At 50.8% G+C, this 12,924-nt stretch carries 14 protein-coding genes; 10 read left to right on the plus strand and 4 right to left on the minus strand.

Going from position 1 to position 12,924, the window contains the following annotated elements; genetic code table 11:
• The first annotated feature begins 101 nt into the window (after positions 1-101).
• The 4 genes from ACZ520_RS12725 (at position 102) to ACZ520_RS12740 (ending at position 3,188) form a co-directional block, all read left to right on the plus strand.
• A complete protein-coding gene (locus ACZ520_RS12725) occupies positions 102-1,541 on the plus strand; it encodes a hypothetical protein (protein ID WP_464125913.1) in 1,440 nt (479 codons plus the stop codon).
• A 91-nt stretch (positions 1,542-1,632) separates the two neighbouring features.
• Positions 1,633-2,148: a hypothetical protein gene (locus tag ACZ520_RS12730; RefSeq protein ID WP_011165078.1), complete on the plus strand. Its 516-nt coding sequence runs from the start codon at positions 1,633-1,635 to the stop codon at positions 2,146-2,148.
• Between the two features lie 59 nt (positions 2,149-2,207).
• Positions 2,208-2,654 (plus strand): DUF4442 domain-containing protein, encoded by a 447-nt coding sequence (locus ACZ520_RS12735; RefSeq protein WP_464125915.1) that lies wholly within the window; start codon positions 2,208-2,210, stop codon positions 2,652-2,654.
• A gap of 63 nt (positions 2,655-2,717) precedes the next feature.
• On the plus strand, positions 2,718-3,188 hold the full coding sequence (locus ACZ520_RS12740; RefSeq protein WP_464125917.1) for a hypothetical protein: 471 nt from the start codon (positions 2,718-2,720) through the stop codon (positions 3,186-3,188).
• 30 nt (positions 3,189-3,218) lie between these two features.
• Here the strand turns inward: ACZ520_RS12740 and ACZ520_RS12745 are convergent, their stop codons facing one another.
• Both ACZ520_RS12745 and ACZ520_RS12750 read right to left on the minus strand, forming a co-directional pair.
• Entirely contained in the window at positions 3,219-3,944 is a 726-nt protein-coding gene (locus ACZ520_RS12745; protein WP_088564706.1) for a HEAT repeat domain-containing protein, read from the minus strand.
• Positions 3,945-3,949: 5 nt separating this feature from the next.
• The gene (locus tag ACZ520_RS12750; protein WP_464125920.1) at positions 3,950-4,927 is read right to left on the minus strand and encodes a hypothetical protein; all 978 of its coding nucleotides are present in this window, start codon (positions 4,925-4,927) and stop codon (positions 3,950-3,952) included.
• Between the two features lie 91 nt (positions 4,928-5,018).
• Here ACZ520_RS12750 and ACZ520_RS12755 point away from each other — a divergent pair, with 91 nt between their 5' ends.
• Genes ACZ520_RS12755 through ACZ520_RS12765 form a run of 3 tightly spaced genes read left to right on the plus strand, consistent with a single transcriptional unit; the run spans position 5,019 to position 7,776 of the window.
• Positions 5,019-6,374, plus strand: coding sequence for a dihydroorotase (locus tag ACZ520_RS12755; RefSeq protein ID WP_464125922.1), 1,356 nt, complete (start codon positions 5,019-5,021; stop codon positions 6,372-6,374).
• Positions 6,371-6,949 (plus strand): inner membrane-spanning protein YciB, encoded by a 579-nt coding sequence (locus ACZ520_RS12760; protein WP_417864738.1) that lies wholly within the window; start codon positions 6,371-6,373, stop codon positions 6,947-6,949. The genes ACZ520_RS12755 and ACZ520_RS12760 overlap by 4 nt, the downstream gene beginning before the upstream one ends.
• Complete coding sequence (locus tag ACZ520_RS12765; RefSeq protein ID WP_464125924.1) at positions 6,946-7,776, plus strand: DUF6279 family lipoprotein; 831 nt, start codon at positions 6,946-6,948, stop codon at positions 7,774-7,776. Before ACZ520_RS12760 ends, ACZ520_RS12765 begins: the two co-directional genes overlap by 4 nt.
• On the opposite strand, the gene ACZ520_RS12770 is transcribed toward ACZ520_RS12765, so the two are convergent.
• Both ACZ520_RS12770 and ACZ520_RS12775 read right to left on the minus strand, forming a co-directional pair.
• A complete protein-coding gene (locus ACZ520_RS12770) occupies positions 7,764-8,579 on the minus strand; it encodes an enoyl-CoA hydratase-related protein (protein ID WP_464125926.1) in 816 nt (271 codons plus the stop codon). The two genes, ACZ520_RS12765 and ACZ520_RS12770, sit on opposite strands and share 13 nt — an antisense overlap.
• Positions 8,580-8,756: 177 nt before the next feature.
• Positions 8,757-10,301: a S8 family peptidase gene (locus ACZ520_RS12775; RefSeq protein ID WP_088564700.1), complete on the minus strand. Its 1,545-nt coding sequence runs from the start codon at positions 10,299-10,301 to the stop codon at positions 8,757-8,759.
• Positions 10,302-10,473: 172 nt separating this feature from the next.
• Between ACZ520_RS12775 and ACZ520_RS12780 the strand changes: the two genes are divergently transcribed.
• From ACZ520_RS12780 to ACZ520_RS12790, 3 genes are read left to right on the plus strand one after another with little or no spacing between them, the layout of a single operon-like run.
• The gene (locus ACZ520_RS12780; RefSeq protein ID WP_464125928.1) at positions 10,474-11,265 is read left to right on the plus strand and encodes an undecaprenyl-diphosphate phosphatase; all 792 of its coding nucleotides are present in this window, start codon (positions 10,474-10,476) and stop codon (positions 11,263-11,265) included.
• Between the two features lie 19 nt (positions 11,266-11,284).
• Positions 11,285-12,412, plus strand: coding sequence for a mechanosensitive ion channel family protein (locus ACZ520_RS12785; RefSeq protein WP_232469217.1), 1,128 nt, complete (start codon positions 11,285-11,287; stop codon positions 12,410-12,412).
• A 15-nt stretch (positions 12,413-12,427) separates the two neighbouring features.
• Entirely contained in the window at positions 12,428-12,919 is a 492-nt protein-coding gene (locus tag ACZ520_RS12790; RefSeq protein WP_088564697.1) for a hypothetical protein, read from the plus strand.
• Positions 12,920-12,924 lie beyond the last annotated feature (5 nt).

Below are 12,924 nucleotides of genomic sequence, written 5' to 3' on the forward strand. Positions count from 1 at the left end.
AAATTTTCGTACTTAGCCCGCCTTAAGTCTTGACCCTGGGTCGATTAGGTCCTGCAATTACAGATTATGACAGATTCCATACCACGGAGGGGGAACTATATATGAAAAAGCTTATGATGGCACTTGCCGTCCCAGCGCTACTTGCAGGCTGTTCTGACAAGAAAACGCCAAAAACCGGTGATTCTGAAGGCCTTGCAGGCCTGTTCTGGCAACAAAGTGCTAACGTCATTTCCGTTCGCACCTTTGATGACCAGCCAATTAAAAATGCTCAAATTTTGATCGGTGACGCCCTGAACTCCCCGTTCAGCGGGAACTTCCTGACGACAGACGCTAACGGCCAGGTTGAAATCCCAGCCGGCTGGAACACTGGCATGGCCGTGACTGTTCAAGCCCCAGGCTTTATTCGCTCTACTTATATGAACCAGGAACCAGGCGCTTTGACCTTCAAACTGCGCCCGTCTGTAACGACCACTCAATATGAAGTCAAAGGTGTGACTTCCGGTCTGCCGGTTCAGGACAAAGACGGTTATGTGGATTTCGGTTTGGTGATGCCCGCGTTCTCTAAAATGGCGCTGCTTTCCTTCGATATCAACAACGTGATCAGTCCTCAATCTGATCGCATCGAAGCCATGGGTCAGGACATCGATGTTCCAGCCAACATCTCCCTGCCTCGTCAAAGCGAAAAATACGCTCTGTTCACGATCACTCTGGATAAACCGAACTATCGCATTTACTACGGAAACACCGGTGTGAACCGCGTTTTTGCGGCTCGCGGTCGTTTCCCGTTCAAATCCACCGTGGACGCCCTTCGCGGCGGAGCTGAATTCTATGAGCTGATCAACAGCTTCACCATCAGCGGTGGTGCAGTTCGTGACATCGACGTGAAATCCGGCAGCACCCGTCTTGACATGCCAACGCGCGAGCTGAACTTCACGGCAAAACAAGACGTGACCGCCCCGGCGTTCCGTTCTGACGAAATGTTCATCGCCGTCGGCGTAGCCAATCAGTCCGGCTATTTGATCCCAACAGACGTGAAAAAGATCGAAAACGGCAAAAAACTGGGTCTAAACACCCTGCCAGGGTCTGAACCGATGGTTCTGGGCGTATTGAAGAAAACCTCCGAGATGAAATCCGGTGGCGACCGCATGAGTGCGACACTTCTTCCATTCGCGGCGGGCGTCGCGCCAAAAATTCTGCCTTTGATCCCTGACCCGTCCCTGCAATCTGGCGAGATCCTGATGCCTAAGTTTAATACTATTGATGGTGTCAGCCCGATTGCGACTTACTCTGTCCTTTCCAAGGAAGAGGAAGTGGTTCAAGGCTCTGCCAAAGTGAAAGTTTTGAACCCTCAGTGGGAAGTTTATGCTCAGAACTGGCTTGAGCGCATGAAGCTGCCTCAATGGCCGAATGACTCAGTTCCTGCTGGCAAAAAACGCTGGGAAGTGAACTTCGTCGGAAGCCAGACGGCAACGACGGCTCCGGTGGGACCTCAGATGATCGAATCTGCGACTCACGTGACCCACAGCTCTGTTTCCTTCTAAGACACTCAAAGCCGCTTCATCCCGAAGCGGCTTTTTTTTTCGCGCCAAAAAGCTTTCCAAAAGCGCCAAGTTGCTGTTAGATTTTTCTTAGATGTCTAATCCAGCGCGCATTCTATCCAAAAAAGTTCTGATGGGACTTGTGATTATCACAGGATGCACATTCGTGGGTTGCAGCCTTTTTGACAAAAAACCATCCGCCCACCAGCGCATGGGACAGATCAACAAACAAAAAGTCTTCTTTGCTTCCTACGACAACGTCTGGCGTGCGGCCCACGCGGTTTTGAAGTACCCGATCGCCCAGGAAAACCAGGACACCGGCGTTATCGAAACTGAATACATCAAAGGTGTCGACGGCTGGATTCCACCGAACGAACAGCGCCCGCCTTCCAGCGGGATTCGCTACAAACTGACCTTGATCTTTGCCAAAGGTAAAACCGAAGGCCGCGAATCCACCCGAGTCACCATTGAAAAGCGCATGGAGATCCTGCGCGACTTCTTCAGCGAACCTGAAACGATGGAAACCGACGGTCTGGAAGAAAAGATCATCTTCTATCGCATCGAACGCGAACTGATCGTCAACGAAGCTTTGAAAAAAGCCGGCTTCTAACCGTGCTGGTCAGATTCCTTCGCTCTATTGCTGAAAGATCCCCGACATTTGTTATGAGGATGTTCTTCAACATCTACCCGCCGTATTTCGGTTCGGGCATCAAAGTCGAAGAGATTTCGTCCGACTATAAATACCTGCGCGTTCGCTTGAAACTTCGTTTCTATAATCGCAATTACGTGGGCACTCAGTTTGGCGGCAGCATCTATTCCATGACTGACCCGCATTTTATGTATCTGCTGCTGAACAGCCTGGGCTCTGAATACATTGTCTGGGACAAGGCTGCCAAAATTGAATTCCTAAAGCCCGGCAAAACCGACCTGATCGCCGAGTTCCGCATCGACGACAACCTGCTGAACGAAATCCGAGAAAAAACCAAAACCGGAGATAAGTTCGTTTTTGACCTGCCAGTGGATGTCTTTGATCTAAACGGCATGAAAGTCGCAGAATTAAGCAAGACGCTTTACGTGCGGAAGAAATCCGACAAACCACGCCAAGCCGCAACGTAAATTTTGAAACGGCCTTTTTTTTTCGTTTTTAGACGACGCAGATTCCTGCTACGCTTTTTGGATATGTTGAACAAGAAATTCAAAAAAGCACTGATCTTTGCAAGCGTCCTGCTGCTTCAACCCATCCTAAACCCAAGCTCTGCCGCTTTGGCAAAAAGAAGAACTCCGCCCAAGGCTTTTAGCTTTATTGCTGAAGGGGGCAAGGCTTCTCAAGGCGAGTGTGACGGCGAACGCAAGATCCCTCGTCTGAAACGCCTGAAAGAATATTCGGGCACAAGCTCGTACATGGGATCTGAACTGCAAGATCCAGAAATCAAAGGCAAACCAGGGGATGAGATGTGGAAGCACTTCTTCCGCGCGAAACCAGCCTGCAACTCGGTTCTGGCTAAAACCCCGTCCTCGGTGACAGATCCCTATAAAAGCGCCAAATCAGAATCCACCCCTACCAACGAGGTGGACTCTGAAGAAGCCGCTGAAAATGCAGATGAACAACAGCAAATGGAAAACGCAGAGGCAGAACCTGCCACTGAATAAAGAAAAAGCCGGGTCTCCCCGGCTTTTTTATTAGTTATTCTTCTTAATATAGTCTTTCCACATGTCGACCAGGGCTGTTTGCTTGATCGGCTTGTCGCTTAAGCGAACTCCGGTCAGCCTCTCAAGCCCTCGAACCGCGGGCAGATGAACCCTTGTGTCGGTGTCTGAAAGCAGGCCTGCAAAGGTCTTAAGCTCCCGATCCATCGGTTTCTTCGCCAGCACATCCACGATCTGATGGCGGATCCAAAGACTGTGGGCGTTTTTGAAGTTGTATTTCTGATTCAGCTCTTCCCACAAAAGGTCACGAACTTCCGGCGAAGAGTTCTTTTCCAGAACCTCTACCGCCGCGGAACGAACCACCAGGGCTTTGTCTTTGATCAGCTTTTGCGCAAGTTTTTGGGCCTCGTCCGCGTTCACTTCGCTCAGCGCAATCAACGCCGCGTTTCGCATGAACCACTGACTGGAATCCCCTGCACGCACCAGATCCGGCGTGGCTTTCGGGCCGCGAGCTTCCGCTGCTGCCATCAAAGCCTTCCAACGAACACTCATCGGTTGGGAATCATTAAACGCCAAAGACACGAATTGGGAATAGTATTTTTCACCTTGAACCTGGACAACCATGCGGCGGTTTTCACCAGGAAGCTTCAGCAGTTCCATAGCTGAAGTTAAAGTGCTGGATGAACCCTTGGGACCTGCTGCCAAAGCACTTGAAGAAAGTCCCGCAATCAAAACAGAGGCCACAAGAATCTTATTCATAGCTTTTAACTCTTTTTGGTGACGAAGTTTTCAAACTCACTCATCAGCTGGTTGGTTTCATCTCCGTTTTTGGCGGCTTCTTCGCTGCCATCACCGGCTTTTTCCGCGGCTTTATCCAAAGCGCGCTGACCTTCCACGGCTGCTGCAAATTCTTTCATAAGGTCATCATCGATCAAATCAGAACCGCCACCACTGTCCGCCGGAGCTTCCGGAGCTGGCTCGGCCGCGACTTCCGCTGCCGGGGCTGCCGGTTCCGGAGTTGGCTCTGGAGCCGGAGCCGGTGCCGCTTCTGGTGCCGGCGCCGCAGCCGCAGGGGCCGGAGCTCCCGCCTTCAACGCTTCCAGTTGTTTCTTCAGATCTTCATTTTCATCGCGATAACGGGAAAGATCCGCAATATCTTCGCTGATGATTTCATATTCCGCCAGGCGTGCTTCCAGATCACGAAGCTTGCCGTTCAGTTCTTCGTTTTCAGCCGAAGACATTCCGCCTTCACCGCCGCCACCAGCTCCACCGCCTGCAGAGGCGGCTTGCGCTGCAGCAAGAGCTTCTTGCAATTGCGCCTGAAGGGTTTCAACTTTCTGATGATTCTCTGACAAGGACAAACGCAACTGCGCCACTTCGGCTGCGGATTCTGCCACGGCCGCTGCGGCATCGGCACTTGAAGAAGCTGCCGAGGCTTGGGCTTTTTTTGTGCTGAGTGGGGATTCGTCCATTTCAACATCCACCCCCAGATCTTCTGCCGCCGGGCGGGATTTCGCCGCCTGAGCATGAGACTGGTTGTCGAGGATCTTTTGCAGCGTTTTCTCTAACTGAGCCGCATCGATACCCTGACCGTTTTCTGCAGTGGTGGAAGAAGAACCTTTCTTCGCGAAAAAGGCCCGGAAGGCCAAGAACAGCGCAAGAAGGATGATGAGCCCTAGAAGGCCCTCAATGATCGAGGTATTGTGGTGATCCCAAAAGGACAGAAATTTTTCAATTGTCACAATTCAAATTCTCGCCCATCCCAAGGGCCCCGTCAATGCTGGACCTTTGAAGGTATTCGGGTTAGCGTGATTCCATCTCGAGGTGATACTTATGTCTCAAAAGCCCTATGACCTGATCATCCAAGGCGGGATCTGCCTGTTACCCCACCCCTCTGAAAGTGGCCTTATCGAGCAGCAGGCCGACGTCGCCATTACAGATGGACGCATCGAAAAGATCCGCGACTCCATCAATGAGCCCGCCCTGAAAGTCATCAAAGCCCACGGCCTGCACGTCCTTCCCGGGGTTATAGACAGCCAGGTGCATTTCCGCGAACCGGGTCTGACCCACAAAGAGGACCTTGAAACCGGCACCCGCGCCGCCGTTTTAGGGGGCGTCACCAGCATCTTTGAGATGCCAAACACCAACCCTTCCACCACCACCAAAGAAGCCTTCGAAGACAAACTGCAAAGGGCCAAAAACCGCGCTCACTGCAACTATGCCTTCTTTATTGGCGGAGCCCATGACAACGTCGCCAATATCGCGGAACTGGAGCTGCTGCCTCACTGCTCGGGCGTAAAAATCTTTATGGGAAGCTCGACCGGGAATCTTTTGGTCGAGGACGATGAAACTTTGGAGCAAATCCTAAAACGCGGCCACCGCCGCATCATCTTCCACAGTGAAGATGAAATGCGCCTGCGCGAGCGCAAACACATTGCTTCAGACATGGCTGATCCTCACTATCACCCGGTCTGGCGTGATGTGGAAACGGCCGTGAACTCGACCACCCGGCTGTTAAGACTGGCCCGAAAAACAGGACGTAAGATTCACGTTTTGCACGTTTCCACGGGTGAAGAAATGGATCTATTAAAAGACGCCAAGGACATCGCCACTGTTGAGGTTTTGCCTCAGCATCTGACTTTGTATGCGCCGGACTGTTATGACAAGCTTGGCACCTATGCCCAGCAAAATCCGCCAATCCGTGAAAAACGCCACATGGACCGCATCTGGAAAGCCCTTTTGGATGGCACCGTGGACGTGATTGGTTCAGATCACGCGCCCCACACCCGTGAAGAAAAAGACCGTCCCTACCCAGCAAGCCCCTCCGGAGTTCCGGGCGTGCAAACCCTGGTACCGATCATGCTGAATCACGTGCATGACGGACGACTGTCTTTGAAAAAGTTCACCGAGCTTGTCACGGAAAATCCTTGCCGCGTCTTTGGTGTCAAAAACAAAGGCCGTCTGCGCCAAGGTTTCGACGCTGACATCACAATTGTGGACCTGAAAAAAGAAACCACGATTGATAATTCCTGGATCGCCAGCCGCTGTGGATGGACTCCGTTCCACGGCATGCGGGTGACCGGATGGCCGACGCACACAATTGTGGGCGGAAAACTGGTTATGGAAAATGATCAGGTCGTTTTGCCAAGCCAAGGTCAGGCCGTGGACTTCCTGGAAACCCGTTCATGAATCCAGCTCCGAAGAAAACCGCCGCCGGCCTGTTCTTTGGCGGCCTGCTGCCAGTTATCGCCTTCACCCTGATTGAAGAATACTATGGAATCATTCCCGGCCTGATTGCCGGGATGATTTTTGGTTTGGGTGAAATCATCTGGGAGCTTTACCGCCATAAGAAAGTGCAAAAGATCACCTGGATCGGTAACGGCATGTTGCTGGGCTTGGGGGCGATTTCTTTGATTTCATCCGAAGGCATTTGGTTTAAACTTCAGCCCGCTTTGATGGAAGGGGCTTTTGCGATTGTGCTTTGGGGATCGCTGGTCGTTAAAAAGCCATTGTTGGTTTATCTTGCAGAACAGCAGGGGCAGCAGTTTCCGGAGATCATCAAATCGCGTATGGCCGGAATCACGTTCCGCACGGGAATCTTTTTTGCCATTCATGCCGTCTTGGCAACGTGGGCGGCCTTAGAGTGGAGCACCACCAACTGGGCCCTTTTAAAAGGCATTGGACTGACCGTCAGTTTTATCCTGTATCTTGTCATTGAGGCTGTTCTGCTTCGAAGGATCGTTCTAAAACAAAGATCAGAATGAAAAATCTGATCTTGGGACTTATCTTATTACTATGCACCGGGTGCGGTCAGTTGGACATGATGGTCCGCTGGGCTGATATCACCGCCACATCCCGCGCCGATCGTTATTTTGATCTGACCAGCGAACAAAAATCAGAGCTGAAAGAAAACATCCAAAACGACATCACCAAGATGCGCAAAGAGATGTTCCCCGAAGTCGCCAAAACCTTCCGCAGCCTGGAACCTGAAATCAAAAAAAGTCAGATCAACCCGGACCTGGTCGCCAAAAACTTTATCGAGATTCAAAGCTATTTCAAAAAAGGCACAAGCTATTTCAAAGACTCGGCCCTTAAAACCGCCGGCACACTGACAAAGGCGCAATTTGAACACTTCGCACGGAAGGTCCGCGAAGACATCACCGAAACTAAAGAAGACAACGAAACCCCGGAAAAGTCGCTCAAGACAGCCTACAAACGCTATCGCCGAAGTTTTGAATTCTGGATTGGCGGAATTTCAGTCAAACAACAAGACGAAATCGAAAACTTCTTAAAAGCCAACCCCTACCCTTGGGAGCTTCAAAACAAAAGCCGCGAACACACGCTAAAACTTTTCCTGGCAGCCAGCCAAAATCCTGCGGCTTTGCAGAAATTTGTGGCGGACTATTTCGTCGACTATGAATCAAGCCGTCTGCCGGAATTCACCGAGGCGTTGAACAAACACAAAGCCGCCTTCCAGACGTTTCTGACTGAGCAGTTCTGGAAGGGCTTAAGTTCCTCGCAAAAGAATGTCTTAAGGGATAACTTAATCTCCAGAGCCGAGGATCTGGACAAGATCGCTCAGCGCCCCTGAAACTCGGGCGCTTTCTTTTCTTTCATCGCTTCCAGGGCCTTAAAGTGATCCTCGGTACGCTGAGTGATCCCCTGATAAGCCGCCGCCAGATCCAGGATCGTGGAAAGATCATTCATATAAGCCATCTTCATGGTCTTTTTCGTCATCTGCACCGCCACCGGCGCATTACCAGCTATCTTGTCCGCCAACTTCTCAGTTTCAGCCAATAAGGATTCCACCGGCACCAGATAATTCAAAAGCCCCCAATTTAAGGCTTCAGCCCCTGAAACCAGATCCCCAGTCAAAGACATCTGCATCGCCTTACTAAACCCAATCACCCGCTGAAGGAAGAAACTGCCCCCGTCCCCCGGAACCAGTCCCAGTTTCACGAAGGTCTCGCCAAACTTGGCTTTCTCAGTCCCGATACGCAGGTCACACATCATAGCCAAATCACACCCAGCCCCAATCGCCGGCCCGTTGACCATGGCAATCACCGGTTTAGAAAGCTCTTCGATACACTTAGGAATCTGCTGAATCCCATGCATGTAACGCATGCGAAGCTCATTCGACTCCCCGGCAAACATGCCGGTTTTATTCTGCATAGCCTTCACATCACCACCAGCACAGAACGAGGTTCCTTCACCAGTAATAACAATCACCCGCACCAAAGAATCAAAATCCGCAAACCTCAAAACCCGAGTCAACGATTCAACCATCTCAAGCGAAATAGCATTACTCTGCTCCGGATTATTCAACGTAACCCAAAGCGTATGATTTTTAAGTGAAACAGAAAGATGCGCAAAGACTTGAGAATAAAAAGACACAATTCCCCCCTACCCTCGAAGCTACCGAAGCGGTCTAGGAGATGTCAAATGCAAGGCGGAAGAAGGAGGCGTACCACTGGTACGTCGACGCCGACCAACGCAGCAGTTGGCATCTCATAGGCCGCTCCCTCTTAGAACGAAAAAAGGCTCCCTGAGGGAGCCTTTTTTTGTTCGTCACTACTGACAGAAAGGTAGGTCTGGTTTGATTTGGCAGATGATTTGGCAGATCGCTGGATCACCAAGTGGGCATTCGCCAGGCTGACCTGGGTCAGGCAAACCACCACCGTTGTCTGGTGGATTTGGATTGTTACCGCCACCGGAAGAAGCACCCACGTGGATGTTCAGAGTGGAAGCCGTTTTACCGTCAGCATCAGTTACTGTCACAACAGTGGAACCGTTGGAAGCTGCAGTCAAAGTACCGTTGTCAGATACAGAAGCTACAGAAGAGTTGCTGGAAGCAAATTTGAATGGCGCTTTACCGTGAAGAACAGACAAAGCCAGAGTCTCAGAAGGTTTGATAGTTGCCGCAGCCGGAACTACAACCATTTTCTTGGACATAACAGCTTCAACCGCTTCGTAAGCGTCAACGCGGCAGTTACATGCAGTTTCGATGGAAACTTTAGCACCTGTCGTCTGAAGGATCGCGCGGATTTGCGCACCAGTCAGAGAAGGATCTTGAGCTTTCATCAAAGCCACCAGACCGGAAACAAGCGGAGTTGCCATGGAAGTACCAGACAAGTTGCCGTATTTGTTTTTTGGAAGAGTGGACATGATGTTTTCACCCGGTGCAGAAACGTGAACAGTCGCTGTACCGTAGTTAGACCAAGATGGCTTCGCATCTGCAGGGCCGGAAGCCGCTACCGTGATGGAATTTGGGTAACCGTTGTTCGCTGGGAACATTTCAGTTTTATCGTTGTTTTTACCGTCATTCGCAGCCGCTGCGATGAAGATAACACCTTTGTCGTCAGCACGTTTTACGGCCTCAAGAAGCGGAGCTGCTTGAGAACGAGGAACTGCCGCACCCCAAGATGCAGAAATGATCTGAGCGCCTTTTTCAACAGCGTAGTCGATAGACTTGATCGCGTTGTTCAGGTCACCGGAACCGTCAGCACCCAGGAAGCGCAAAGGCATCATGGAAACTTCAGGAGAAAGACCTACGATACCACCGTCGATCAGACCCGTCGCACCAACCGCACCCGCACAGTGTGTACCGTGACCTGGGTTTTGGAAGCCCGTCAGATCCATTGGATCAGCGTCGTTGTCGCGGAAGTCATAACCAGTGATCATGTTCGGAGCCAATGCCGGGTGAGTGTAATCAACACCAGTATCGATAACCGCAACGATCACGTTTTTGGAACCTTTGTTACCAGCGCGCTGCCAAGCTTTTTCAGCTTGAACTTTCGCGATAGCCCATTGCTCTTTCAAAGCAGCAGCGTCAACTGGCGCTGTGAAAGCTCTGATTTTGAAGTTAGGAACGATGTACTCAACGCCTGGTTGAGACAACAAAGAAGCCAAAGCCTGAGCTTCGTGTTTCTTGTTCACATCAACCAACACCAAGCTCGCAGTGTCGTTATGATCCATCATCTGGATCGTGGACACCTTAGATGTCGTCATTGTATTCAGCATGTTGAAAGCACGAGTGTTCGAATATTTCACCAGGTATTCGCCAGCGAACGCCTGAGAACCAAACAGAACCGCACCAACTAGTAATGCACGTTTCATAATTAAACCCCCTCCGTGGTGAAAAAATAATATTCACCTTTCTTAAGCATTGAATACAAAAATCTTAAACAAATCTTAAATTTTTTGACACAACCCATCGAATATTGAACCCACCGGCGTTCTTTTCAATGATGTTCGCGTCTGTTTTTTTGCAGCGAAAGAAGGTTCATCTATGAGTTATCTGCACGCCATCATCCTTGGCATTGTCGAGGGGATCACCGAGTTCCTGCCGATTTCATCCACCGGTCATATGATTATTGCCAGCTCCATGATGGGCATCGAAGACAGTTCTTTCACAAAAGCTTTCGAGGTTATCATTCAATTCGGTGCAATCATGTCGGTGCTGGTTTTGTATTGGAAACGCTTCCTTCCTCATTGGGGATTCTATCGCAAGCTGTTTGTGGCGTTCCTGCCCACGGCAGTCATCGGTTTCGTCGTAAAGGATGTGGTGGAACACCTCATGGGCAGCGTGCAGGTCGTTGCCTGGTCGCTGATTATCGGTGGCGCAATCCTGATTTGGGCGGACAGGGCGTTTGCTCACCTGACAATGATGGGCCGAAAAACGGATGATCTGACATACAAAGATTCGGTGAAGCTCGGGCTGTTTCAGGCGATCGCGATGATCCCGGGTGTTTCGCGTTCTGGTGCGACCATCATGGGCGGATTGACACTTGGCATGAATAAAAAAGAAGCAGCGGAGTTTTCATTTTTCCTGGCGGTTCCGACAATGGCCGCAGCCACGCTGTACAAACTGTTAAAGATCTATAAGACGATTGAGCCCGCACAAATCAATTTGCTGCTGGTGGGCTGTGCCGTGGCCTTTGTTGTGGCGATGGTTGCGATCAAGTTCTTTATCGGTATAGTGTCGCGCTATGGGTTCCGGGGCTTTGGTTACTACCGAATTGTTCTGGGCGTGGTGATTTTGATTCTGCTCTATACAGGGCATGACTTGCAGATGGTGTAATATGAAAGAGCTTTCTTCCATGGAAAAGTTTTTGTTCGAAGAATCCCAGTGGTTCACTCCGGAGCTGACCGAGGTGCTTAAATCCACAACCTTTGTGATGCCCAACTGGAAGTGGGCCTTCCTGGCGCTGGCGTTTGCAGCGGGGATCTTTGTGATCCGCCCGGTGTTTCACCTGATCCTTAAAGAACTTAAAAAACACAACCCGATCACCAAAAAGTATCCAAACACGTTCTGGGGGTATTTCCTAAGAACCGACACGGACCGTCCGATGGCGTGGATCCTGGTGATCCTTTTGTGGTTTGCGGCGGGCGACGCGGCCGAGCTGACAGGCAAGTTTGCCAGCTACTATGACCACTTCCTGCGCGGTCTGATTGCCATCTTCATTATCCGCCTTGTTTATTATGCGGTGGATGCGGCGTGCTCCGTGCTCGCCGACTATACTTCAAAAACCCCGAGCACTTTTGATGACCAGTTGGTGCCGTTTGCCTCGAAAGCTTTAAAGATCTTTGTCGTGGTCATGGGCTTCCTGATTGTGCTGCAAAGCTTTGGACTCAATGTAATGTCCTTGCTGGCCGGTCTGGGTTTGGGGGGCTTGGCCCTGGCGTTGGCGGCCCAGGACACCGCCGCCAATTTGTTTGGTTCAATCACCATCTTGTTTGATCGCCCGTTTCAGGTAGGCGACTGGGTGAAGATCAAGGATATGGAGGGCACGGTTGAAGAGATCGGCTTCCGTTCTACCCGCGTCCGCACGTTCTACAACTCTTTGATCACTATTCCGAATGCTATGATGGCTAAAGAAACGGTCGACAATATGGGTGTTCGTCCTGCCCGCCGCGTTCGTCAGGTGCTTGGCTTGGTGTACGAAACAGCGCCCGAGACCATCGAGGCTTTCTGCGACCGCGTTCGATATTATATCAAGTCAGACGAAAAGGTTATTGCGGACACCGTGACAGTCCACTTTAATAATTACAACGCCTCATCCCTGGATGTTCTCGTCAATTTCCATTTGAAGGTGTACACTGGACCGGAAGAGTTGCAACATCAGCAAAGAATCTTCATTGAGATTTTGAAGATCGCTGCCGATATGAAAGTCAGTTTTGCTTACCCGACTCAGACGGTTTATAGCCAGGTGACCACGGTAAGATAAGGAGCCAAAGAAACCATGTCCGTAAAAGTCGACCACGTTATTTTAAAAGACCAAAACCTGGCTCGTGTCAGCCTGGCTGGCCTGCTTGAAAATGACGAAAAGGCTTTAACTGAATTGGCGATCCCGGCGGCCCTGGATCTGCACCTGCACCTGGAACAATTGCGCGGGATCAACTCTTTAGGGGTCCGTGCCTTTGTGAACTGGTCTTCCAAGCTGAAAAACCCCAAGATCATGATTCACGACGCCCCCAAAGCCTTCGTGGATCAGATCAACATGGTGGATGGCTTCCTGCCGCCGCAAACACGCATGCGAAGCTTCTTTGTGCCCTACTATTCCGAAGCCACGGGCGAAGAGACCCAGGTGCAGTTCACTATCGGCATCAATTTTTATCTGTACGAAGGGCAGTGGAAGTTTTCCTTCCCTGAGGTTCACGACAGCCGCGGCAACCTGATGTCGGTGGACATCCAGCCAGAGCGCTACTTCCGCTTCCTGAACAAAATGAAATAAAAAAA

It is taken from the genome of Bdellovibrio sp. BIS2, assembly GCF_055398295.1.